This is a genomic window from Peribacillus suis (genome assembly GCF_059384845.1).
The window spans coordinates 2441427-2464250 of the sequence record NZ_CM182019.1 but is presented as its reverse complement, the minus strand read 5'-3'; the positions used below and the strand labels follow the sequence as shown (position 1 = coordinate 2464250).

Annotated in this window: 26 protein-coding genes; 25 read left to right on the top strand and 1 reads right to left on the bottom strand. The window is 40.7% G+C overall.

Features of this window, described 5'->3' with window-relative positions; translation table 11 throughout:
- The first annotated feature begins 51 nt into the window (after nucleotides 1-51).
- From AC503W_RS11950 to AC503W_RS11920, 7 genes are all read left to right on the top strand, one after another.
- Nucleotides 52-504: a YpiF family protein gene (locus AC503W_RS11950; protein WP_402869151.1), complete on the top strand. Its 453-nt coding sequence runs from the start codon at nucleotides 52-54 to the stop codon at nucleotides 502-504.
- Between the two features lie 169 nt (nucleotides 505-673).
- The gene (locus tag AC503W_RS11945; RefSeq protein WP_402869149.1) at nucleotides 674-1180 is read left to right on the top strand and encodes a QcrA and Rieske domain-containing protein; all 507 of its coding nucleotides are present in this window, start codon (nucleotides 674-676) and stop codon (nucleotides 1178-1180) included.
- Between the two features lie 3 nt (nucleotides 1181-1183).
- Nucleotides 1184-1858, top strand: a complete 675-nt coding sequence (qcrB, locus tag AC503W_RS11940) for a menaquinol-cytochrome c reductase cytochrome b subunit (protein WP_034307974.1) — start codon at nucleotides 1184-1186, stop codon at nucleotides 1856-1858.
- A gap of 54 nt (nucleotides 1859-1912) precedes the next feature.
- Nucleotides 1913-2680, top strand: coding sequence for a c-type cytochrome (locus AC503W_RS11935; protein WP_494914279.1), 768 nt, complete (start codon nucleotides 1913-1915; stop codon nucleotides 2678-2680).
- Between the two features lie 158 nt (nucleotides 2681-2838).
- The gene (lhaT, locus tag AC503W_RS11930; RefSeq protein ID WP_427686918.1) at nucleotides 2839-3435 is read left to right on the top strand and encodes a lipoprotein heptaprenylglyceryl N-acetyltransferase LhaT; all 597 of its coding nucleotides are present in this window, start codon (nucleotides 2839-2841) and stop codon (nucleotides 3433-3435) included.
- Nucleotides 3436-3549: 114 nt separating this feature from the next.
- Nucleotides 3550-4335, top strand: coding sequence for a sporulation protein YpjB (gene ypjB, locus AC503W_RS11925; protein WP_494914277.1), 786 nt, complete (start codon nucleotides 3550-3552; stop codon nucleotides 4333-4335).
- A gap of 86 nt (nucleotides 4336-4421) precedes the next feature.
- Nucleotides 4422-5096 carry a zinc metallopeptidase gene (locus AC503W_RS11920; RefSeq protein ID WP_402956706.1) on the top strand — a complete coding sequence of 225 codons (675 nt, stop codon included), beginning with the start codon at nucleotides 4422-4424 and terminating at the stop codon, nucleotides 5094-5096.
- A 93-nt stretch (nucleotides 5097-5189) separates the two neighbouring features.
- Here the strand turns inward: AC503W_RS11920 and AC503W_RS11915 are convergent, their stop codons facing one another.
- Nucleotides 5190-6062, bottom strand: coding sequence for a YitT family protein (locus AC503W_RS11915; protein WP_427686922.1), 873 nt, complete (start codon nucleotides 6060-6062; stop codon nucleotides 5190-5192).
- A 170-nt stretch (nucleotides 6063-6232) separates the two neighbouring features.
- Here AC503W_RS11915 and AC503W_RS11910 point away from each other — a divergent pair, with 170 nt between their 5' ends.
- The 18 genes from AC503W_RS11910 to AC503W_RS11825 all read left to right on the top strand — a co-directional run bounded on the left by AC503W_RS11910 (nucleotide 6233) and on the right by AC503W_RS11825 (nucleotide 22814).
- Nucleotides 6233-6586: a nucleotide pyrophosphohydrolase gene (locus AC503W_RS11910; protein WP_402956708.1), complete on the top strand. Its 354-nt coding sequence runs from the start codon at nucleotides 6233-6235 to the stop codon at nucleotides 6584-6586.
- Nucleotides 6579-7379: a 4-hydroxy-tetrahydrodipicolinate reductase gene (dapB, locus tag AC503W_RS11905; protein WP_402869139.1), complete on the top strand. Its 801-nt coding sequence runs from the start codon at nucleotides 6579-6581 to the stop codon at nucleotides 7377-7379. The genes AC503W_RS11910 and dapB overlap by 8 nt, the downstream gene beginning before the upstream one ends.
- 18 nt (nucleotides 7380-7397) lie before the next feature.
- Nucleotides 7398-7823 carry a methylglyoxal synthase gene (locus AC503W_RS11900; protein ID WP_402869137.1) on the top strand — a complete coding sequence of 142 codons (426 nt, stop codon included), beginning with the start codon at nucleotides 7398-7400 and terminating at the stop codon, nucleotides 7821-7823.
- Entirely contained in the window at nucleotides 7807-8520 is a 714-nt protein-coding gene (gene bshB1 / locus AC503W_RS11895) for a bacillithiol biosynthesis deacetylase BshB1 (RefSeq protein WP_407407133.1), read from the top strand. Before AC503W_RS11900 ends, bshB1 begins: the two co-directional genes overlap by 17 nt.
- Before the next feature lie 4 nt (nucleotides 8521-8524).
- Nucleotides 8525-9664, top strand: a complete 1140-nt coding sequence (gene bshA / locus AC503W_RS11890; RefSeq protein WP_494914274.1) for an N-acetyl-alpha-D-glucosaminyl L-malate synthase BshA — start codon at nucleotides 8525-8527, stop codon at nucleotides 9662-9664.
- 16 nt (nucleotides 9665-9680) lie between these two features.
- Entirely contained in the window at nucleotides 9681-10874 is a 1194-nt protein-coding gene (locus AC503W_RS11885) for a CCA tRNA nucleotidyltransferase (protein WP_427650622.1), read from the top strand.
- The gene (locus tag AC503W_RS11880; RefSeq protein ID WP_427650620.1) at nucleotides 10859-11839 is read left to right on the top strand and encodes a biotin--[acetyl-CoA-carboxylase] ligase; all 981 of its coding nucleotides are present in this window, start codon (nucleotides 10859-10861) and stop codon (nucleotides 11837-11839) included. Before AC503W_RS11885 ends, AC503W_RS11880 begins: the two co-directional genes overlap by 16 nt.
- A gap of 360 nt (nucleotides 11840-12199) precedes the next feature.
- Nucleotides 12200-13030 (top strand): 3-methyl-2-oxobutanoate hydroxymethyltransferase, encoded by an 831-nt coding sequence (gene panB / locus AC503W_RS11875; protein ID WP_427687032.1) that lies wholly within the window; start codon nucleotides 12200-12202, stop codon nucleotides 13028-13030.
- Nucleotides 13027-13872, top strand: a complete 846-nt coding sequence (gene panC, locus AC503W_RS11870) for a pantoate--beta-alanine ligase (protein WP_402869128.1) — start codon at nucleotides 13027-13029, stop codon at nucleotides 13870-13872. Before panB ends, panC begins: the two co-directional genes overlap by 4 nt.
- 29 nt (nucleotides 13873-13901) lie before the next feature.
- Nucleotides 13902-14285 (top strand): aspartate 1-decarboxylase, encoded by a 384-nt coding sequence (gene panD, locus AC503W_RS11865; protein ID WP_402869126.1) that lies wholly within the window; start codon nucleotides 13902-13904, stop codon nucleotides 14283-14285.
- Nucleotides 14286-14465: 180 nt separating this feature from the next.
- Nucleotides 14466-17246 carry an ATP-dependent DNA helicase DinG gene (gene dinG / locus AC503W_RS11860; protein ID WP_427591751.1) on the top strand — a complete coding sequence of 927 codons (2781 nt, stop codon included), beginning with the start codon at nucleotides 14466-14468 and terminating at the stop codon, nucleotides 17244-17246.
- 158 nt (nucleotides 17247-17404) lie between these two features.
- Nucleotides 17405-17575 carry a YpmA family protein gene (locus AC503W_RS11855; RefSeq protein ID WP_214772022.1) on the top strand — a complete coding sequence of 57 codons (171 nt, stop codon included), beginning with the start codon at nucleotides 17405-17407 and terminating at the stop codon, nucleotides 17573-17575.
- Between the two features lie 17 nt (nucleotides 17576-17592).
- Entirely contained in the window at nucleotides 17593-18069 is a 477-nt protein-coding gene (locus tag AC503W_RS11850; protein ID WP_427686926.1) for a cell wall elongation regulator TseB-like domain-containing protein, read from the top strand.
- Nucleotides 18070-18088: 19 nt separating this feature from the next.
- Nucleotides 18089-19273: a pyridoxal phosphate-dependent aminotransferase gene (locus tag AC503W_RS11845; protein ID WP_427686928.1), complete on the top strand. Its 1185-nt coding sequence runs from the start codon at nucleotides 18089-18091 to the stop codon at nucleotides 19271-19273.
- A gap of 210 nt (nucleotides 19274-19483) precedes the next feature.
- Complete coding sequence (gene asnS, locus AC503W_RS11840; protein ID WP_427686930.1) at nucleotides 19484-20776, top strand: asparagine--tRNA ligase; 1293 nt, start codon at nucleotides 19484-19486, stop codon at nucleotides 20774-20776.
- A gap of 127 nt (nucleotides 20777-20903) precedes the next feature.
- Nucleotides 20904-21599 (top strand): DnaD domain-containing protein, encoded by a 696-nt coding sequence (locus AC503W_RS11835; RefSeq protein WP_427686932.1) that lies wholly within the window; start codon nucleotides 20904-20906, stop codon nucleotides 21597-21599.
- A gap of 22 nt (nucleotides 21600-21621) precedes the next feature.
- On the top strand, nucleotides 21622-22278 hold the full coding sequence (gene nth / locus AC503W_RS11830; protein ID WP_402869114.1) for an endonuclease III: 657 nt from the start codon (nucleotides 21622-21624) through the stop codon (nucleotides 22276-22278).
- Nucleotides 22275-22814, top strand: a complete 540-nt coding sequence (locus AC503W_RS11825) for a YpoC family protein (protein WP_427686934.1) — start codon at nucleotides 22275-22277, stop codon at nucleotides 22812-22814. The genes nth and AC503W_RS11825 overlap by 4 nt, the downstream gene beginning before the upstream one ends.
- Nucleotides 22815-22824: the final 10 nt, after the last annotated feature.

Sequence of the window (22824 nt, the reverse complement as noted above, 5' to 3'; positions counted from 1 at the left end):
TGGTACAATGAAAAGGAGTTGATTCGATAAAGTGGGAGTGGAGTAAAGAATATGAAGTGGTCAGCAAAAGAATTGGATATGTATATCCATGCAAAAGAGTTTGTGGATACGGCACTAATACCATTGGTTCCCCTCTCTTTTGGAGAACAAATGAAACAGTCCGGTTCGAATAACGAATTCATTACTATTTTGAGTATGGAAATCGAAAAGCAAATGAAGGGCAGAATGCTTTTAATGCCAACATTTCACTACCTAAGTGATGAGGAGGACAAGCTTTCCATTCTAAAGCGTTGGTCTGAAAAACTGGAAGCAAACAACTTTAAGCATGTATTTTTCCTTACATCGGATATCGAGTGGAAAAAGAATGAATTGGAATTGGAGCATCATTTGGTTTGGATTCCTGCCATCCCGCTTGAAAATTTAGAAAATGCCCAAGCTAGGGCTATGATTAGCCAACAAGTAAATCAAATTCTAGACATATTTACTCATTACTGGAAAAGCTAATAAAATAAGGGTTTTTTTCATTTTTTGACACATAGTTGCCACCTTTTGGGTTTTACAAATATTGACCTTGGGAAATTATTGATATATCATGGAAATGTCCTAGTTTTATAGTGTTGCTATTTAGTGGTCCAATGGGCTCTCAATATAGTAATAGAGGGGGGGAAAACGCATGAGCAAACATAATGTTTCACGACGTCAATTCCTTAATTACACACTTACTGGCGTTGGTGGATTTATGGCGGCCGGTATGTTGATGCCTATGGTTAGGTTTGCAATTGATCCAGTACTATCAGCTGATAAAGGCGGGGATTACATTGCAACTAAGCAGAAGGTAAGCGAACTGACTACAGAACCAGTCCGAGTTGATTTTAGCTTTAAGCAGGTCGACGGGTGGTATGAGTCTGAAGAAACAAACACAGCTTGGGTTTATAAAACGGATGATGGGAAGTTAGTTGCACTATCTCCAATTTGTAAGCATTTAGGTTGTACGGTAGCGTGGAATACGGATAAATCTAATCCAAACCAGTTCTTCTGTCCTTGTCATTATGGCAGGTACACGAAAGATGGCATGAACGTGAAAGGGACACCACCGATTTCACCTTTGGATGTCTTTGACACGAAAGAAAAAGACGGAATTCTTTATTTAGGTCAACTAAAACCGCACGGGGAGGCGTAAACATTGCTAACAAAGTTATATGACTGGGTGGACGAGCGTTTAGACATTACGCCGTTATGGCGGGATATTGCTGACCATGAGGTTCCGGAACATGTTAACCCTGCGCATCATTTTTCTGCATTCGTATATTGTTTTGGTGGGTTAACTTTCTTTATCACGGTCATTCAAATTTTGTCAGGTATGTTCTTGACGATGTATTATGTACCCGATATCAAGAATGCTTGGGAATCGGTTTATTATTTACAAAACGAAGTGGCCTTCGGTCAAATTGTCCGTGGCATGCATCACTGGGGAGCAAGTCTAGTTATCGTTATGATGTTCTTACATACTCTTCGTGTCTTCTTCCAGGGAGCTTACAAAAAACCGCGCGAATTGAACTGGATGGTTGGCGTATTAATCTTCTTTATTATGCTGGCATTGGGTTTAACAGGATACTTATTACCATGGGATATGAAAGCGCTATTTGCAACAAAAGTTACACTGACCATTGTCGAATCGGTACCTTTAATGGGACCGGCACTTAAGACATTGATAGCAGGAGACCCAACAATCGTTGGTGCACAGACATTGACTCGATTCTTCGCGATTCATGTATTCTTCCTTCCTGCGGCATTATTTGCATTATTGGCGGCTCATTTCTTAATGATTCGTAAGCAAGGTATTTCAGGTCCACTATAAAAGAATATGGAACAAGAATCATAAAAACCTTTTCATAAAGGAGGGGATCATTCAATGCATCGTGGGAAAGGTATGAAATTCGTAGGCGACTCGCGTATTTCTGCGAACCGTAAACCGAATATTCCGAAAGATTATTCTGAATATCCTGGGAAAACTGAAGCATTTTGGCCGAATTTCCTTTTAAAGGAATGGATGGTCGGAGCAGTATTTTTAGTTGGCTATTTATGCTTGACAGTTGCACATCCGTCCCCATTGGAAAGGATAGCCGATCCGACAGATACAGCGTACATTCCGCTGCCTGACTGGTATTTTCTATTCCTTTACCAATTACTTAAGTATACCTATGCTTCAGGTCCGTACAATGCAATTGGAGCCATGGTTATACCAGGTTTAGCTTTTGGAGCATTGCTTCTGGCACCGTTTTTAGACCGTGGTCCTGAGCGTAGTCCAGCTAAACGCCCATTTGCTGTTGGGTTTATGTTATTAGCCATTGCTGGAGTGTTTTATTTAACATGGGAATCGGCGGCCCATCACGATTGGGAAGCTTCTAAAAAGCAAGGAGCCATCGTAGAAGGTGCTGACATCGATAAAGAGAGCGATGGTTATAAGCTTATGGATTCAAGCGGATGTATAAGCTGTCATGGAGCAGAGTTGACAGGTGGTGCAGGAGCACCAAGCTTGATTGACACCGGTTTAACTCCAGAAGAAGTTTCTAAAATTGCTGTCAAAGGTCAAGGGGCAATGCCAGCTGGTATGTTCAAAGGTTCTGATGAAGAATTGAAGACATTAGCTGAATTCGTTTCTGGTTTATCAGCAAAATAAATGAATTCAGGTAGCATTTGTTTTTCGCTACTGTTGAATAAAATGGCTGACAACTCCGTTGTCAGTCATTTTTATTGAATGGCAATTTAAAAGAAAAACTTGGATTTGGAGGATAGAATCTGTAATATGAATATATAGAGAATGCGAGGGAAAAGTGGATGAATGTGATTTATAGTTGGTTTGCGCATCGGCAAGTACTTGTTTTATTGTTAATAGTGAATGTATTCGGAACGGCATATGGATATTATTGGTATGGTTATCAATTAGCTGAAACACCTGCTATCTTTTTACCATTTGTACCTGATAGCCCAACGGCTTCTTTGTTTTTTTCACTTGTATTAGTAGGATTTCTACTCAAGAAAAACTTTGGTTTCATGGAAGCCTTGGCAATCATGACTTTATTCAAATATGGTATTTGGGCCGTTGTGATGAACGTACTTACTTTATTGACGACCGGCACATTGCCAATAGAAGGCTATATGTTAATGGCATCCCATTTAGGGATGGCAATTCAGGGGATATTATACGCACCATTTTACAGAATAAAACCTTGGCATTTAATTTTGGCCGGAATCTGGACCATACATAATGATATAATCGATTACGTTTTTAAGATGATGCCCAGCTATCGTGATTTATTTGAGTATATGGATATGATCGGTTATTTCACGTTTTGGCTCAGTATATTGTCCATTTTCGTTGCTTGGTATTTCGGATACAGAAAAGGGAGATTTACGCTTTCTTTCATAAAGTAAAAATGACCTTGTTCATAATTAAATGGGCAAGGTTATTTTTTTATCATGAACATGGTCTACTCATGTTTTTTTGCTCATATCGTTTTAGTAGAGATATGAGGAGGGACGAGTATCATGTTGAAAAAATTCATCTTAACCACTGCCCTTTTATTTTCCGTCTTGAATTTCCCTGTTTATGCACAATCCTCTTCAAATTTGGAGAAGTTGGACAACATTTCGGATAAAGCTCTTGAAATGGCCAAGTTGAAGCGATATGATGATTCAGAAAAGATGCTGACATTTTTTTCTGATCAGTTTATAAAAAAGACTGCAATAGAGCAAATTCTTGATATGGACGAACTTCGAATCATTACCGTTGCTCATAATGAAGCATTGATGACGATAAAGGATAGTAGTAAGGGAGATTCCGAAAAGATTAATTCCGTCACTAAGTTTAGACTTGTAATGGATGCAGTTCAGTCTACGCATCAACCCCTCTGGACTGAAATGGAAGATCAAATGATGAATTCTTTTAGACAAACGAAAGACGCGGCAACCAATCAAGATGCCATCACTTTTAATGATCAATTGAACTTATTCCTCTCGCAATATGAAATGATTTATCCCAGTTTAAAAGTGGACCTTTCCAGGGAAACAATTCAACAGTTGGATACCCGAATTCAGTATATGGATCAATATCGTCCTGAAGTGATTAGGAAAGGTGGAAATCAAAAAGAAATGGAAGACCTGCAGGATGAATTGACGGCTGTCTTTGAGGAAATGGGAGAAGACGATTCAGACCCCTCCTTATGGTGGGTGATCATTTCAACGGGCAGTATAATAATTATGACGCTATCCTATGTAGGTTGGAGAAAATATAAGGGAGATCGTGAAAAGCCAACCAAGGAACGTAATGATTGAAAGGCGCTACCCTGAAGAACACTATATTTGACATGACCGTCCCGTATCCATAGAATAAAAGTAATTATAGTTCTTAGGAGGAAACCATGTATTTCATTTATTTGGCGATTATCATCTTAATCCCGATTTACGCACAAATGAAAGTGAAGAGTACGTATAAAAAGTACTCTCAAGTGCCTGCTTCATCAGGTATGAATGGTGCAGAGACTGCTAGGGCCATTCTCGACCAAAATGGTCTCTACAATGTAAGAGTCGAAGAAACACCAGGCATGCTATCCGATCATTACGATCCAAGAGATAAGACAGTACGCTTATCCACAGATAACTATCATGGACATTCAGTTGCTGGTGTAGCTGTTGCAGCCCATGAAGTTGGACATGCGATACAAGATAAGGAAGCTTATGCATTCTTGCGGATTCGTCATGCGTTAGTCCCAGTCGCAAACTTTGGTTCGAATATTTCCTGGATTTTAATTTTAGTCGGTATGTTTGCGAACATACCAGCTTTATTATTAGCGGGTATCGTATTCATGGCTGCAGCTGTATTATTTCAGGTAGTCACTCTGCCAGTTGAGTTTAATGCTTCCTCACGGGCAATGGATCAACTTGTTTCCGTTGGAGTCATCCGAAATGATGAAGAGAGAGAAACGAAAAAAGTGTTAAGTGCTGCCGCGATGACCTATGTAGCTGCTGCTCTTGTAGCTGTACTCGAATTAGTTCGCCTTCTCCTTATGTACACCGGTATGAGGGAAGAAGATTAAGAAAAGGCATGATTTCATTTTGAAATCATGCCTTTTTCAATCTCTACATTCACGTATGAGCTACAGGGATATTTCAAGGATCATCCGAAAGCGTTATCGGATTATCGGATTTTTGTTTTCATCTAACGTAAAACCTTCTCCTAGAACGTCATGTACTTCACTGACAGACACAAAAGCATGGGGGTCGACTGACGTTATAGCACTTTTTAATCGGACAAGTTCATTTTTTGCAACGACGCAATATAGAATTTCACGATTGTTTTTTGTGAATGAACCATAGCCTTTCAAGACGGTTACCCCCCGATCCATGTCATGCATGATCCTTTGTGCAATTTCTTCATTTTTCTCACTGATAATCATGGCTCCTCTTGCAGCGTAGGCACCTTCTTGCATAAAGTCGATGACGCGCGCCCCTATGAATACGGCTACGAGGGTATACATCGCTTCTCGATAATCCAAATAAGTTAAAATGGAAAGACCAATGACGACCGCATCGAATATAAACATGGTTCGCCCCATCCCCATCCCTAAATAACGATGAGCAAATTGGGCAATAATATCAACTCCGCCCGTCGTTCCGCCATACCGGAATATGATGCCCAGGCCAACACCGACAAAGACCCCTGCAAACAAGGCAACCAGCATTAAATCTTGGCCAAGATTTATTTCAAACTGATACCTTTCAAAAATCCAAAGCCAAGCCGATAAACCGACAGTACCAACGATTGTATAAAAAAAAGAAGTTCGGCCCAAGTATTTCCAACCAACGAAGAAAAGGGGAATATTTAATATCAAATTGGAATATGACGGATTTAAACCAATGAGTTGATATATAATCAAGGTAAGACCAGTGAACCCGCCTTCTGCCAAGTTATTTTGCATATTGAAATGGACAAGGCCGAATGCAAAAATTCCAGCTCCAATTAGGATGAACAGGATGTTTTTCACTTTTAAACCGTTTAGCATGTCTAGAGACCCCCAAAACGTATGTATTCAAGTAATTTACTTATTATAACCAATTAACCATTTGTGAGCAATTAATTACGGTGGGCGTATCGGTTGTCATCTCTTGCACTTTTAGCTAACATGGAGTAGAAATAAATATTTGTAATCGAATATCAAGAATGGGTGACAAAATGGAACAGAAAACGATTCAACAAATGCAAGCAGAGGTCGATCAATACATAGGACAATTTAAAGAAGGATATTTTAGCCCATTGGCCATGCTTGCACGCATGTCAGAGGAGCTCGGGGAACTTGCAAGAGAAGTCAATCATTACTATGGCGAAAAACCTAAAAAATTGACTGAAAAAGAAAATACAGTTGAAGAGGAATTGGGGGATATGTTGTTCGTGATGATCTGTTTTGCTAATTCCCTTGGCATTGATCTACAAAAATCGCATGATATGGTCATGCATAAATTTACAACCCGGGATAAAGACAGATGGACAAAAAAAGATGAGAACGTAGGGGGAATGAAGGATGAGTGAAGTGAGAGTGATTGTTGCGGGGCCGCGTGGCAGAATGGGAAATGAAGCGGTGAAATTGGTACATCGCACAGATGGATTTCAATTAGCCGCTGTAATAGATCGTAAGTTTAATGGAGAGAACTTATCTACTATCGAGGGGTTCAATGGCATTGAGGCACCAGTGTATTCAGATATTAATGAATGCTTTTCCAAGGTGGAAGCAGATGTATTGATTGATTTAACAACACCGGAAGTTGGGATGTACCATACAGAAACAGCCTTGAACCATGGTATTCGCCCTGTTGTAGGTACGACAGGTTTTTCTAAATCGGATTTAGAGAAACTGGATTCTTTGACTAAGGAAAAAGGCATTGGTTGTATCATCGCACCCAATTTTGCGATTGGCGCAATCTTGATGATGAAGTTTTCACAAATGGCAGCCAAATACTTTCCGGATGTTGAAATTATTGAAATGCATCATGATCAAAAATTGGATGCACCTTCCGGAACTGCCTCAAAAACGGCAGATATGATAGCGGCAGTCCGCGAAACAAAAGAACAAGGGCATCCAAACGAGAAAGAGACGATTCAAGGGGCTCGAGGAGCCAAGATCGATGGCATGCATATCCACAGTGTACGCCTTCCAGGACTTGTTGCCCATCAACAGGTACTATTCGGGAGCGATGGGGAACTCTTGACGGTACGCCATGATTCATTTAACCGTGCATCATTCATGACAGGAGTAAAGCTTGCTGTGGAAACAGTCATGAAACTCGATGTACTTGTTTATGGCTTGGAAAATATTATCGAGTAGGGATTAAGGAGGCGTATGATGAAGATTGCTTTAATTGCTCATGATAAGAAAAAGGAAGATATCATTCAATTCGTAATGGCCTATAAAGATGTGTTTCAACAACATGAACTATTTGCGACTGGTACAACGGGGCAAAGGATTATAGATGAAGTATCTTTGCCAATCCATCGTTTCCATTCTGGACCACTTGGAGGAGACCAAGAAATCGGGGCGATGATAGCTAGAGGGGAAATGGATATGGTGCTATTCTTTCGTGATCCTTTAACTTCCCAACCCCATGAACCGGATGTATCAGCACTTATCCGCCTATCTGATGTCTATGAAATCCCGCTGGCAACGAATATGGGAACAGCGGAGGTCCTTATTCAAGGACTTAAACATGGATATATGGACTGGCTCAAACTTAGAGAAAAACAAGGTGAGATAAATGACAAACAAAAATAATATAGATATCCTCGCATTCGGGGCCCACGCAGACGATGTAGAAATCGGGATGGGGGGCACGATAGCTAAATATGCACAGCAAGGTAAAAAAATTGTTATTTGTGATTTGACCAAGGCTGAAATGTCATCCAATGGGACTGTCCCATTAAGGATTAAGGAAGCATCAAAGGCGGCGGAAATCCTCGGGGTCGATAGAATCTCCCTAGACCTTCCTGACCGTGGGCTTTATATGAAAGAAGAATACATACAGAAAGTAATAGCGGTCATCCGTCAGTATAAGCCCAAACTTGTCTTTGCACCTTTTCTTGAAGATCGCCATCCTGACCATGGAAACTGTGCAAAGTTAGTTGAAGAAGCAGTTTTTTCTGCTGGTGTGAGAAAATATATGGAGAATGCTGGATTGGAAGCCCACCGTGTCAAAAATATGTATTATTACATGATAAATGGTTTTCATAAGCCTGATTTTGTCATTGACATTTCCTCTACGATATCAAAGAAACTTGACAGCCTTAGAGCTTACGAAAGTCAGTTTGAACAGAAGGATACCACAGTGGATACTCCGCTTGTTAATGGTTATATCGAAACAGTCGAAGCACGTGAGCGGATGTTCGGTAAAGAAGTCGGTGTCGATTATGCGGAAGGGTTCATGTCAAAAAAACCATTTTTGGTCGAAATCGATTTGTTAGGGGAAAATTAATCATATGAAATTAAAAATCGGAATTACCTGCTACCCGACTGTAGGTGGGTCAGGTGTCGTGGCTACCGAGTTGGGCAAAATGTTTGCTGAAAAGGGGCATGAGATTCATTTTATTTCTTCAAGTCTCCCGTTTCGGTTAAATAAGATGTACCATAATATTTATTATCATCAAGTGGAAGTGAATTCGTATTCCGTTTTTCAATATCCTCCTTATGATTTGGCACTTGCAAGCAAGATAGCCGAGGTTGTTAAACGGGAAGAACTTGATATTTTACATGTTCATTATGCGATACCTCACGCGGTTTGTGCAATTCTGGCTAAGCAGATGTCAGGTAATAAAGTGAAAATCGTCACAACGCTTCATGGAACGGACATCACGGTATTGGGTCATGACCCATCATTATCTAATTTAATCAAATTCGGTATAGAAAATTCGGATGTCGTCACAGGCGTCTCTCATTCACTCGTCAAGCAAACACATGAGTTGATTGCTCCGGATAAGGAAATTCAAACCATTTATAACTTTATTGATGAACGCGATTATCATAAAACCGACTCAGGATATTTACGGGACGAATACGGATTTGAGAAGAATGAAAAAGTCATCATCCACGTTTCTAATTTCCGGACAGTTAAACGAGTACAAGATGTGGTCCGTGCCTTCTATTTAACGCAAAAAAAGGTGCCAGCCAAGCTTTTACTTGTCGGGGATGGACCTGAAGTGACTACTGTATTGAAGTTGGCGGAAGATCTGGGCATCAGCGATAAGGTTCTATTCTTGGGCAAGCAGGATAACCTGGCAGAATTATATTCAATCAGTGATTTAATTTTATTGTTGTCCCAAAAAGAAAGCTTTGGGCTTGTACTGTTAGAAGCGATGGCCTGTGGAGTTCCTTGCATCGGAACGAATGTCGGCGGGATACCTGAAGTCATTGTTGACGGAGAAACGGGTTACATATGTGAATTAGGAAACGTCGAAATGATCTCTCAAAAAGCGATCAAACTATTAAGTGATCCCACCTTACATGAACAGTTCTCAAAAGCTGCTTTGGATCGTGCCAATACTGAGTTCCACTCAGATACGATCATGAAAGAATATGAAGAAATCTATATGCAGGTGCTTGGGACCAATTCATTGGAGTAGTGAGGAGGAGACATAGTTGGATCGGTTATTTATAGAAGCGGTACCCATTCTTGAAAGAATTGAAGAAGCGGGGTTCGAAGCTTATTTTGTTGGTGGATCGGTCAGGGACTATATTCTCGGCAGGCCCATTAATGACGTGGATATCGCAACCTCCGCTACACCTTTGGAAGTTAAAGGGATATTCCCAAAAACGGCGGATGTGGGAATCGAACATGGAACTGTATTAGTGATACTGGAGTCAGGGACATATGAAATTACTACTTTTCGAACAGAGAGTGGATACACGGATTATCGTAGGCCTGATTCAGTAAAATTCGTCCGTTCTTTGACTGAGGATCTACAAAGAAGAGATTTTACGATAAATGCAATCGCTATGGACAAATCGGGGGTCATCTTCGACCCATACAAGGGCCAACTTGACCTTTTTCAAAAAAAGATAACGACTGTTGGTAACCCACATGATCGTTTTGCTGAAGATGGTCTTAGGATGATGCGAGCATTAAGGTTCGTCAGTCAGCTGAATTTTCAACTTGATGAAGAAACATTCCAATCCTTAAAGGAGAACGGGCCTATTTTACGGGAGATTGCCGTTGAAAGAATTCTTGTAGAATTTGAAAAGCTATTAGCCGGCGACAATCGGATAAAGGCACTAAGTCTTTTACTGGATAGTGGATTATATCAGTTTCTTCCCCAATTTGCTGGTCAAAAGGAAAAGTTGGAAAGGGTATTGCTTCTCCCCCTTCATCAATTGACAGTGCCTGAGTTATGGGCGGTCGTCCTCATCCAGGCAGATATGGAGGATATTGAGGAAGTATTGAGAGCATGGAAGCTTCCTTTAAAATCAATCAGGAATGTCCAACGTATTATACAATTGGTCGAAAAGGAACCTGGATTTGAAGATTCCACTTTTGATGTATTCCAGGCAGGTCATATCGAAGCGGTTCAGGCAGCCAAAGTTAAGGCAATTCTCGAAGGCAGAAACGTATTAGAAGCGGAAAAGTCCATGTCTATCAAGTACGAAAACCTTCTTCTAAAGAGTATGTCAGATCTTGATGTAACTGGAGAGGACTTATTGTCATGGCATATAGAAAAACCGGGTCCTTGGGTTAGAAAATACTTGGAACTGATTTTGGCAGCTGTATTGAATTCGGAAATAACAAATGAAAAAGCTGAAATTAAGGAGTGGCTTATGACATGCAATCTGATTTAAGGACTAAACTGATGCAAGCCCTCTCTAAAGCGAATGGAACATTTATTTCAGGACAGGAAATTGCTGAGTATATTGGCTGTTCCCGTACCGCCGTTTGGAAACATATAGAGGATTTGCGCGGTGAAGGATATATGGTTGAAGCAGTCCGGAAGAAAGGGTACCGCATTGTATCGGCTCCAGAAAAAGTATCGAAAAGTGAAATTCAATTCGGGCTGGAGACGAAAGCCCTTGGAAAGATGATCCAATATCAGGAATCCGTTGAATCGACACAAAAAATTGCCCACCAGCTGGCTAACGAAGGGGCGGAGGAAGGCACCCTTGTGATAGCCGAGGAACAAGTTTCAGGAAAAGGAAGGCTCATGAGATCTTGGCATTCTCCAAAATTCAGCGGAATTTGGATGAGTCTGATCTTACGTCCAAAAATCCCTCTTCATCAGGCGCCGCAGTTAACCTTGTTGGCTGCAGTTGCTGTAGCACAGGCAATCGAGGATGTTACAGAACTTCAACCTCAGATCAAATGGCCAAATGACCTACTTATTAATCGTAAAAAAGTTACGGGAATCTTAACGGAAATGCAGGCTGAGTCGGATAGAATACATTCCGTCATCATCGGGATCGGAATGAATATCAACCAACAAAAAGAAGACTTTCCAGAGGACCTTCAGGAGAAAGCTTCTTCTCTTTCAATAGAAAGTGGAGTGAAGATTTCAAGGGCCAAGGTCATCCAAAGAGTCCTGCTTCGTCTAGAAGATCTGTATACACTTTATTTACAAGAAGGTTTCATGCCAATTAAGCTCCTGTGGGAGAGTTATGCAATCAGTTTAGGGCAAATTCTTAAAGCAAGTACCGTTAATGATACCATTGTCGGCAAGGCACTTGGAATCACGGATGCTGGCGTTCTTCTTCTCGAAGATGATCAAGGGACCATCCATTCTATTTATTCTGCAGATATAGAAATTCAGTAGATTTTTGTAGAATATAAGAAAAATAAATAGAATAATCGAATGTGGCTTGATATAATTCAAGTGGGCAGTATCGTGAAAGAACTGCACCCCAATAACACAAAAATATTTGAAAATCTGCCTTGATCCAAATGATTGGACGGGGACGGAGGGATGAAACTTCTAAAGATACCAAAGAGATCGACTAAAAGGAAAGTACTTTGAACGTTGATGATAAAGGCCATTTGTTTGGCCATTTTTATCTTCACGAACTAGGGACTCTATTTAGTCGGTCTTTTTTGTGCAGCGAATGTTTAGACACCAGTTTTTTAAAACACTGATGTTTTCATCTCCTCTAATAAAGGAGGAAACGTAATGAAGTTGATGTCCGGTGATTTTTTGAAAATGAAACAAAAAGGTGAAAAAATTGTCATGCTGACCGCCTATGATTATCCATCGGCAAAGTTAGCCGAGCAATCAGGGGTTGATATGATTTTGGTCGGGGATTCGTTAGGAATGGTGGTTCTAGGTTACGACTCCACCATTCCTGTGACTGTTGAAGACATGATTCACCATACAAAAGCGGTGAAACGAGGGGCTCCTGATACATTTGTCGTAACGGATATGCCTTTCATGAGCTATCATCTATCTTTGGATGAAACGCTCAAGAATGCAGCTCTCATTATGCAGGAAGGCCATGCCGATGCTGTGAAGGTTGAAGGGGCGGACGATGTGGTCGAAAAGATTTCGGCTTTGACGAAGGCAGGAATTCCGGTAGTCGCACACCTAGGATTGACACCCCAATCTGTAGGCGTGCTCGGAGGATATAAGGTTCAAGGAAAAGATGCCGAAGCTGCCCAAAAGCTAATGGAAGATGCAAGGAAATGCGAAGCGGCTGGGGCTCTGGCCATTGTTTTTGAGTGTGTACCTTATCAAGTGGGAGAGCGTATTACTAAAGACCTTACAATCCCGACGATTGGAATTGGAGCTGGAGCCGAAACGGATGGACAAGTATTGGTTTTCCATGATCTCATTACGTATGGGGTTGAACGGGTTGCAAAATTTGTCAAGGTATATGGAAATGCCAATGAATTAATTGGAAACTCAATTGAAAGTTATGTGAAAGAAGTAAAATCAAGCGATTTTCCGACGAGAGATCATTCATTTACGATGAAGGAAGAACAACTTCATGCGCTTTACGGAGGAGAAAAATGAAAACTTTTACATCAGCAATAGAATTGCAGAAAGTACTCCGTCATGACAGAACCAATAAAAAAAGTGTAGGCTATGTTGCAACGATGGGGTACTTACACGAAGGGCATGCCTCCCTTATAGAAAATGCCCGTAGAGAGAATGATATCGTAGTTTTAAGTATTTTCGTCAACCCGTTGCAGTTTGGACCCAATGAGGATTTTGCGTCTTATCCCCGTGATTTGGACCGGGATGAAAATCTGGCAGTCAATGCGGGCGTCGATTATCTTTTCTATCCGACCGTGGATGAAATGTATGGTGAAAATCCATCAGTCAAAGTAGTTGTTCAAAACCGCACCGATTGTTTATGTGGTAGAAAGCGACCCGGCCATTTTGATGGCGTAGCAACTGTCGTGACGAAGTTTTTTAATATCATCCTCCCTGATAGGGCGTATTTCGGGATGAAGGATGCCCAGCAGGTCGCAATAATCGACGGGTTGATACAGGACCTCAATTTCCCCATTGAGCTAGTGGCCGTTGATATAGTACGTGAGGAAGATGGTTTGGCAAGGAGCTCACGGAATGTCTTCCTGCTTGAGGATGAGCGTCATGAAGCAAAAGAACTGTACCAAAGTTTATTGAAGGCGAAAGATGCTATTATTTCTGGGGAAAGAAACCCTCAAAAGGTGATAGCTCTCGTCGAGGAGCATATCAAAGCCCGGACAAAAGGCAAAATTGACTATGTTGAAATTTATCAATATCCGGAACTGAAGCTACTTGATGTCCTGAATGGAAATATTATCATTGCTGTGGCCGTTAAGTTCAGACATGCAAGACTCATTGATAATATTATAGTAACGCTATAAAACGAATTCGAATAGTAGGGGGAACGATCATGTTTCGGACAATGATGAATGGGAAAATCCATCGGGCAAGGGTGACTGAAGCCAATTTGAATTATGTGGGAAGCATCACGATAGATGAAGATATTATTGATGCAGTGGGCATCGTGCCCAATGAGAAAGTGGCGATTGTCAACAATAATAATGGTGCTCGACTGGAAACATATGTGATAGCGGGAGAACGTGGAAGTGGGGTTGTCTGCTTAAATGGAGCAGCAGCAAGATTAGTCCAGCCTGATGATATTGTCATTATCATTTCTTATGTGATGGTGGCTGAAGAAAGGGTGAGTGATCACCAACCTAAAGTGGCAATCATGAATGAAAGGAACCAAATCATTGAATTGATTTCACACGAACCTGCAGCGACAATCTTGTAAGCAAAGAGGGCGGCTCAACATCTATATGTTGAGCATGCCCCTTTTTTATGCAACCAGACTCCTGAACCTATGTCCATCTGGCAATCGGAGTGTTTCCTTTATTCTGTGTAGTATGGTATAAAAAAGGTATAAAGAATTCCATCAGCTAGTGGAGAAAGTGAAGTTTGAGGTGTACAATTCATGACACAACGATATGTAGTGGTTGACTTAGAAACAACAGGGAATTCACCCAAAAAAGGGGATAGGATCATTCAGTTTGCTGGTGTGGTCATTGAAAATGATCAGATTGTTGATACCTATTCAACATTCATCCATCCTGGGCAGGAAATATCCCTTTTCATTGAAGAATTGACAGGGATAAGTAATGAGACAGTAAAGGATGCGCCAGATTTTGAAGATGTCGCGGAAAAAATTGCCCATCTTATAGAAGGGGCTTGCTTTGTTGCCCATAATGTATTATTTGATTTATCTTTTCTACAGGAAGAATTGGTAAGGTGCGGATTTGAGCCCTTTTATGGTTCTACGCTTGATACGGTAGAATTGGCGAAAATCATGAAACCGACTTCCGATGGATATAAATTGCATCAGCTGGCCAAAGAGGAAAATTTAGACCATTCGAGGCCACATCAAGCGGATAGCGATGCATATGCTACCGCTTTATTATTGTTAGAATTGAAAAAAAAGCTGTTGGACCTACCATTGATGACACTTAAGCAATTATACCGGCTATCTTTTTCCTTACAGAGCGAGGTTTCCGAATTAATAGATGCTTGCATTGCGAGCAAACTTACAAAAGCCGAGGTCCGTTTACCAGGTATTACGACATTTAGAGGACTGGCATTTAAAAAAGTAACCGATGATAGTGAGCATATTGAACAAGAAACAGAATTCCCACTCGATGACGAGGGGAAAATAGCCATGCTTCAAAATGCATACCCCGCTTTTGAAGCAAGAGATGGACAGCTTAGCATGATGAACTTAATTCATGATTCCTTCGAATCCCGACAGCATGCGATAATTGAAGCTGGCACGGGAATTGGAAAATCATTGGGTTATTTACTGCCGGCCGTATATTTTGCCAAGAAACATCATGAACCTGTCGTCGTTTCGACATATACTCTTCAGTTGCAGGATCAGCTCCTTCAAAATGAAGTACCTAAACTGAAGAAGATCCTTCCTTTTTCCTTTCAAGCCGTTTTGCTAAAAGGAAGAAGCAATTACCTGAGCCTGGCAAAGTTTGAGCGGGCATTGCGAGAAAAGGAAGATAATTATGAAACTGCTTTAACAAAAATGCAGATATTGGTCTGGTTGACGGAAACGGCAACAGGGGATAAAGATGAATTGAATCTTACTAGTGGTGGACAATTGTTTTGGAACAGGCTTCAAAGTGATGGTCTTACATATGTAGGTTTGAAAAAACCCTGGATTGAACTGGACTTCTTTGAACGGGCCAAGAAAACAGCCGCAAAAGCAGATATTATCATTACAAACCATTCCTTTTTAATGAGTGACCTCCTTACAGAAGACGCCCTTATTCCCAAAGAAGGGTATTTAGTCTTGGATGAGGCCCATCACTTGGAACAGGCGGCTTCCACACAACTTGGTAGGAGGCTCCATTATATTTCAGTAAAGACCATGCTAAACAGGCTAGGGACCTTCGATCAAAAGCAGTTATTTTATAGACTTGAAAAATTGCTTTCGAACAATGGATGGTCGGATGGCAGTCCAACCTATACATTTGATCAAAAGCTAAGTGACTTTTCATATGAATTCGATCAACTTTTTTATTTCTTGTCCAATCAAGCAGAAAAACTCTCACGGTCTATAGGTCCGAAGCGAATTGCTTTTAAAATAGAAGACCCTTCCTGGAAACAGGCGATACTTATAGCGGAACGGTTAGTGGATCTATCAGGTTCAATGATCATGGAACTTGAGAGGCGATTGCATCGTTTAATGGATAATGAATCATCTTTAGGGAAAAATGCCTTGTTTTACCTGAATGATATCGAAGTGTTGCTTGGACATCTTCAGGATACAAGAGATTCCTTACATGAATGTTTCATTAAGCCTCATGAAGAAAATATTTATTGGCTTGATTATACAAAAGCGGCGCCACAGCACGGTGTTACGTTGACGGTTCAACCGATATCAGGAAGCAAATGGTTGTGGGACTCTTACTTTGGACGTCAGAAGAGTGTAGTCATGACATCTGCTACGTTAGCCGTGAAACATTCCTTCCAGTATTTCAAGGCACAGCTTGGTTTGGAAAAAGAATTGATACAGACGGCCATCTACCCTTCACCATTCCCTTATAAGGACTTGGTAAAAGTGTTGGTGCCGAATGATATCCCCGATATAAACTGTTTAACAGTGGATGAGTTTTCCGAGAATGCAGCTAACCATATAATTGTTGCTGCCCAGGCTGCCAAGGGCAGGATGATGGTTTTATTTACTTCACATGAGATGTTGCGTGCCACATATTATGCCATAAAAGATTCCGAGGTCTTGGATGATTTCACTTTGTTTGCACAGGGGATTTCTGGTGGAAGCAGGATGAGGTTGTTAAGGAATTTCCAAAATTTCGAGAAAGCAGTGCTCTTCGGGACGACGAGCCTATGGGAAGGTGTCGATATACCAGGAGAAGATCTATCATGTCTGGTCATTGTCAGGCTTCCTTTTTCACCTCCCGATGAGCCGGTTACGGCTGCAAAATGTCAGCTACTCGAAAAACAGGGGAAGAACGCCTTTTCGGCATATTCCTTACCTGAAGCACTGTTAAGGTTCCGTCAGGGATTCGGTAGGTTAATCCGTACGCCAGAGGATCGGGGTTTGCTGATCGTATTGGATCGACGTGTTATCACGGCTAAATATGGGCATGAGTTTAAAAAATCGATTCCCCCTATCGATTGGAAAAATGTCTCCATCAGAGAAATGGCGGATTTGATAGAAGAGTGGATTTAATGACTCTTCTATTCTTTTCCTATTATAGGTGGAATTTTGCGAAATAATGAAGAAAAATAACCTATGAACTGGTATAATGTGAAAGGTAGTTATGCCTTCAAATTCCATACATACCAGTGGTTGTTGACAATTTTTAGTTAAAATGGAGGAGCATTTTCATGGAGAGCAAAATTGAAGTGATCTCGACAGTCAGGCTGCAAAATTCACCTGATTTGTATAAGATTGTGGATTCTTTGAATCGAACGTTGAAAAAGGACGATTTGATGTTCGGGCTGGCATTGGATTCACAAGATCAAGAAAAAGCGATATTTACTATTTATCGTACATAGAAAGAGGGAAAGCGGCTTTGAAAAAATGGTTGGTTATTGCTTCTATCCTAGTCCTTTGTTTTATCGGTTTTGTCAGCGGAGCATACATTAAAGCATTACAGCATAAAAAAGAAGCTGGTAATGAGGCTTTTGAAAAGGCAAAGAAAGCAGGCGGAATTGATACCAAGGATGAGTTTTACCTTTATAATGGTCAAACCTTATATTCTGTTATCATTGGCAAGACGAAAAATGGAAGTAAAAAAATCGTCTGGATTCCTGAGGACGAGAAGAAAAAAATAGTTGTGAGGAATTTTAAAGACGGTAAGACAAAAAAAGAAATTTTAAACATAGTGAATGATAAGCTAAAACCTGAAGAAATCATATCTGTTAAGCTTGGTATGGAAAAGGATGTTCCTCTTTGGGAGGTAACATATCTCGACGATTCTGAACGGTATAATTATGATTATTACGATTTCAAAACAGGGGAATGGCTTAAGTATTATCGAAGTATATAGAATGGAGGATTTTACTACTATGAAATTAGCTAATCGGGTTCAGTCATTAACACCCTCAACAACACTGGCAATCACAGCAAAAGCAAAAGAACTCAAAGCACAAGGTCTTGATATTATTGGCTTAGGGGCCGGCGAACCTGACTATAATACTCCTCAACATATTATCGATGCAGCCATGCAATCCATGAATGAAGGACAAACCAAATACACGCCTTCTGCTGGGCTTCCAAAACTGAAAGCCGCGATTGCAGCAAAGTTAAAACGTGATCAAGGCCTAGAGTATAAGCCTTCTGAAATTATTGTCGGATCCGGTGCAAAACATGCGCTTTATACATTGTTCCAAGCAATTTTGGACGAAGAAGATGAAGTAATTGTTCCTATACCATATTGGGTAAGTTACCCAGAGCAGATTAAGCTTGCTGGCGGAAAACCCGTGTATGTTGTTGGCTCTGAAGAAAACCAGTATAAGATCACAAAGGAACAACTCGAAGAATCCATCACTGATAAAACGAAAGCGGTCATCATCAACTCTCCAAGCAACCCGACTGGCATGCTCTATTCTAAAGATGAGTTAGAAGCCATCGGTAAAGTTTGCATAGATCATGATATTTTAATCATCTCGGACGAAATCTATGAAAAATTGGTATATGGAACTGCAAAACATATATCGATTGCAGAAATTTCTCTTGAATTGAAAAAGCAAACGATCATCATCAACGGGGTTTCTAAATCACATTCCATGACAGGATGGAGAATTGGTTATGCAGCAGGTGATGAGGCCATCATCAAGGCCATGACAAACCTAGCTAGCCATAGTACATCCAATCCTACTACCACGGCTCAATATGGTGCAATTGCAGCATATGATGGCCCACAGGAACCGGTAGAGGAAATGCGTCAAGCATTTGAAAGTAGATTGGATACGATTTATGCAAAATTAGTAGATATACCGGGAGTAAGCTGCATTAAACCGCAGGGGGCATTTTATTTGTTCCCGAATGTGAAACGTGCAATTGAATTAACAGGGTTCAGTAATGTCGAAGAGTTTACTACCGCTTTATTAGAAGAAGCTCAAGTGGCGGTCATCCCAGGTTCAGGATTCGGGGCTCCGGATAACATCAGATTATCCTACGCAACATCTTTGGACCTACTTGAAGCAGCCGTTGAAAGAATTCATACATTCGTTAAAGCGAAAATGGCGTAGTATTTGAAAAGCCTACAGGTCCCCTATTTCGTTTAGGGGGTTTGTAGGCTTTTTTATATCTTCCCTATTTTTTATATGGATAAAAGATTATGAGCAGTAAAGTAGACATTTATAGTAGATTAGCTGAATAATTTGCTTGTAATGAGCCCTATAGGTATAATAAATAGAGTAAATTTCTTAGTAGTTAAGTTATATTTGGAGGGAAATTCGGTGAAAATTACAATAAAAGATGCTAGCAAATTTGTCGATCAAGAAGTGACAATTGGAGGCTGGCTTGCTAATAAGCGTTCTAGTGGTAAAATTGCTTTCCTTCAAATCCGCGATGGCTCTGGTTTCATCCAAGGGGTAGTCGTGAAGGCTGATGTAGGAGAAGACCTTTTCTCTACTGCAAAGTCGGTATCACAAGAATCTTCCATGTATGTTACGGGAGTCATTCAGAAGGATGAGCGTTCACCTTTTGGTTATGAGCTACAGGTGAACAATATTGAAATCATTCATGATTCAGTTGATTACCCAATCACTCCGAAAGCTCATGGACCAGAATTCTTAATGGATAATCGTCATCTATGGCTTCGTTCGAAGCGTCAACATGCGGTTATGAAAATCCGTAACGAAATCATTCGTGCTACATATGAATTCTTCAATGATGAAGGTTTTGTCAAAGTGGACCCGCCGATTTTAACTGGTAGCGCACCAGAGGGAACGAGTGAGTTGTTTGCGACAAAATATTTTGATGAGGATGCCTATCTATCACAAAGCGGTCAGCTTTATATGGAAGCTGCAGCCATGGCGTTAGGAAAAGTATTTTCTTTCGGTCCGACTTTCCGGGCAGAGAAATCTAAGACAAGAAGGCATTTAATCGAATTCTGGATGATTGAACCGGAAATGGCTTTCGTGGAATTCAAAGAAAACCTAGAAGTCCAGGAACAATTTGTCACAGCCGTCATTCAGTCTGTTCTGAAGAATTGTCAGCTAGAATTGAATATACTTGGCCGTGACACGACAAAGCTTGAACAAATCAAGGCTCCGTTCCCGCGGATCACTTACGATGAAGCTATCAAGTTCCTTCATGAACAAGGGTTTGAAGATATTCAATGGGGAGACGATTTCGGCTCACCACATGAAACGGCAATTGCTGAAAGCTATGATAAGCCGGTCTTCATTACACACTATCCTACTAAAATTAAACCGTTCTATATGCAACCAGATCCAAACCGGGAAGAAGTCGTCTTATGTGCCGACTTGATCGCACCAGAGGGTTATGGTGAGATTATCGGTGGATCGGAAAGAATCCATGATCAGGAGCTTCTTGAACAGCGCATTGCTGAACATGGTTTGAGTGAAGATGCTTATAAATGGTATATGGAATTAAGGAAATATGGATCTGTCCCACATTCTGGATTTGGCCTTGGCTTAGAACGGACAGTGGCATGGATTAGCGGTGTTGAACATGTCCGTGAAACTATTCCTTTCCCACGTCTTTTAAATCGCTTATATCCTTGATTTGTAAAAAAAACGGTTATTTAGCCATACTGGGCGAATAACCGTTTTTTTCTATTAATTCTGTTAAAATTATAAGCTTATTCGTATCACATTTTTCATGTTATACTAATTTAGAGGTGTCCAAAACATGAATAAAGAACATTTATATGCTTGGTTTAAGGAAGGAACGATAACGATTCCATCCTTTTTGTTGACTCACTATAAGACAATGGGGTTGAATGAGCAAGAGATGGTTCTACTACTCCAATTGCAGAATTTTATCGATGGAGATAATCCATTTCCAGCACCGTCTCAACTTTCCGACCGAATGACATTACAGGAATCCGAATGCCTATTTTTAATACAACGTTTGGTTCAAAGAGGATTCGTCCAGATGGTCGTTGAAAATAATCAGGAAATTGGTCAGGAAAAGTATTCGCTCGATCCACTATATGAGAAAATGATGGACTGTTTCTTGAAGTCTTTGAAACAGGCTGAATCTGCCGAGGTACAGAAGGCAGGGGAGAGCCTGTATACAATATTTGAACAGGAGTTCGGGCGTCCATTATCTCCTTTTGAATGTGAAACCCTGGCAATGTGGATGGAGGATGACCATCAACCAGATATCATCAAGGCGGCTTTAAGGGAGGCTGTCATTTCAGGGAAATTGAATTTCCGTTATATAGACCGAATTTTATTCGATTGGAAAAAGAATGGGATTAAAACCTTGGAACAAGCAAGGGAGCAAGGACAAAAATTTAGAGTCCATCAAAAAAGGGACCGTAAAATAGAACCGACACAACCACTGAAAGATGTACCCTTTTATAATTGGCTCGAACAGTAATGTGAATTAAAGGAGAACAAACATGCTGAATAAGGCTCAAATTCGTTATTGTCTGGATACGATGGGCGAGATGTTTCCTGATGCCCATTGTGAGCTGAATCACTCCAATCCATTTGAATTGGTGATTGCTGTTGCTCTTTCGGCTCAATGTACAGATGTATTGGTTAATAAAGTTACTCAAAATTTATTTCAAAAATATAAAACGCCTGAAGATTATCTTAGTGTACCGATTGAAGAATTGGAAAATGATATTCGTTCAATCGGTCTGTACCGTAATAAAGCAAAGAACATTCAAAAGTTGTCTAGAATGCTGATAGACGAATATGATAGAAGAGTTCCTAGGGACCGTGATGAGCTTACCAAGTTACCGGGTGTCGGTCGGAAAACGGCCAATGTGGTCGTCTCAGTGGCTTTTGGCGTGCCGGCGATAGCAGTGGATACCCATGTAGAGCGTGTGTCCAAGCGGCTGGGTATATGCCGTTGGAAAGACAATGTCCTTGAGGTGGAAAAAACCTTAATGACCAAAGTGCCAATGGATGAATGGTCCGTTACACATCATAGACTCATTTTCTTTGGTCGCTATCATTGTAAAGCCCAGTCTCCAAAATGTGAAACCTGTCCGCTTCTTGATTTGTGTCGTGAAGGGAAAAAGCGGCTAAAAAGGATAGAAGCCAAATGAACGATTTAAATTCAATAAATGTGCCGGTCGAATTAGACGATCCATTCTTCTTCCCTAAAGAAATAAAAGCTTTAAAAAAGGAAGACTATCAAGAGTGGAGAAATCCCAATGAAGTTGAAGTGTTTTCATATGAGCTGCTTTTTTACAGGGGGGAAGAAGTTTATTCACCTTGGAAGAGTGGGGAAATGCATATACCTGAACTGTTTGAAAAATGGAGGCTCATTAAAAAGGATTGCGAATTGTTATTTTCAAATAGAAAAGCGGGACTGGCTTTGGAGCCTATGAAAGAAGGAATTGGATTATTCCTTTCGGCAGTCTATTGGATGAATGAAAAACCTGTGCAGCTAAGTGCATGGAAGAAACAGATGGAAGCCTGTCCGGTTAAACCGATAAACTTGGTTGAAAGATTATCTTTCATCATGGAAAGACCGGCGTTTTACCATTCATTCAGACAGCTCAGCGAATTATTCATCGAATTGGAAAAGCTCTTTGTAAGAAGCAAGCTAAGAAAAGCGAAAAAAGGTCTAAGCGGTTAAGCTTAGACCT

What these genes read in the sequence shown, in the direction of transcription:
- AC503W_RS11950 (WP_402869151.1), top strand. Translation starts at nt 52, where the DNA reads ATGAAGTGGTCAGCAAAAGAATTGGATATGTATATCCATGCAAAAGAG.
- AC503W_RS11945 (WP_402869149.1), top strand. Translation starts at nt 674, where the DNA reads ATGAGCAAACATAATGTTTCACGACGTCAATTCCTTAATTACACACTT.
- AC503W_RS11935 (WP_494914279.1), top strand. Translation starts at nt 1,913, where the DNA reads ATGCATCGTGGGAAAGGTATGAAATTCGTAGGCGACTCGCGTATTTCT.
- lhaT (WP_427686918.1), top strand. Translation starts at nt 2,839, where the DNA reads ATGAATGTGATTTATAGTTGGTTTGCGCATCGGCAAGTACTTGTTTTA.
- ypjB (WP_494914277.1), top strand. Translation starts at nt 3,550, where the DNA reads ATGTTGAAAAAATTCATCTTAACCACTGCCCTTTTATTTTCCGTCTTG.
- AC503W_RS11920 (WP_402956706.1), top strand. Translation starts at nt 4,422, where the DNA reads ATGTATTTCATTTATTTGGCGATTATCATCTTAATCCCGATTTACGCA.
- AC503W_RS11915 (WP_427686922.1), bottom strand. Translation starts at nt 6,062, where the DNA reads ATGCTAAACGGTTTAAAAGTGAAAAACATCCTGTTCATCCTAATTGGA.
- AC503W_RS11910 (WP_402956708.1), top strand. Translation starts at nt 6,233, where the DNA reads ATGGAACAGAAAACGATTCAACAAATGCAAGCAGAGGTCGATCAATAC.
- dapB (WP_402869139.1), top strand. Translation starts at nt 6,579, where the DNA reads ATGAGTGAAGTGAGAGTGATTGTTGCGGGGCCGCGTGGCAGAATGGGA.
- AC503W_RS11900 (WP_402869137.1), top strand. Translation starts at nt 7,398, where the DNA reads ATGAAGATTGCTTTAATTGCTCATGATAAGAAAAAGGAAGATATCATT.
- bshB1 (WP_407407133.1), top strand. Translation starts at nt 7,807, where the DNA reads ATGACAAACAAAAATAATATAGATATCCTCGCATTCGGGGCCCACGCA.
- bshA (WP_494914274.1), top strand. Translation starts at nt 8,525, where the DNA reads ATGAAATTAAAAATCGGAATTACCTGCTACCCGACTGTAGGTGGGTCA.
- AC503W_RS11880 (WP_427650620.1), top strand. Translation starts at nt 10,859, where the DNA reads ATGCAATCTGATTTAAGGACTAAACTGATGCAAGCCCTCTCTAAAGCG.
- panB (WP_427687032.1), top strand. Translation starts at nt 12,200, where the DNA reads ATGTCCGGTGATTTTTTGAAAATGAAACAAAAAGGTGAAAAAATTGTC.
- panC (WP_402869128.1), top strand. Translation starts at nt 13,027, where the DNA reads ATGAAAACTTTTACATCAGCAATAGAATTGCAGAAAGTACTCCGTCAT.
- panD (WP_402869126.1), top strand. Translation starts at nt 13,902, where the DNA reads ATGTTTCGGACAATGATGAATGGGAAAATCCATCGGGCAAGGGTGACT.
- dinG (WP_427591751.1), top strand. Translation starts at nt 14,466, where the DNA reads ATGACACAACGATATGTAGTGGTTGACTTAGAAACAACAGGGAATTCA.
- AC503W_RS11855 (WP_214772022.1), top strand. Translation starts at nt 17,405, where the DNA reads ATGGAGAGCAAAATTGAAGTGATCTCGACAGTCAGGCTGCAAAATTCA.
- AC503W_RS11845 (WP_427686928.1), top strand. Translation starts at nt 18,089, where the DNA reads ATGAAATTAGCTAATCGGGTTCAGTCATTAACACCCTCAACAACACTG.
- AC503W_RS11835 (WP_427686932.1), top strand. Translation starts at nt 20,904, where the DNA reads ATGAATAAAGAACATTTATATGCTTGGTTTAAGGAAGGAACGATAACG.
- nth (WP_402869114.1), top strand. Translation starts at nt 21,622, where the DNA reads ATGCTGAATAAGGCTCAAATTCGTTATTGTCTGGATACGATGGGCGAG.
- AC503W_RS11825 (WP_427686934.1), top strand. Translation starts at nt 22,275, where the DNA reads ATGAACGATTTAAATTCAATAAATGTGCCGGTCGAATTAGACGATCCA.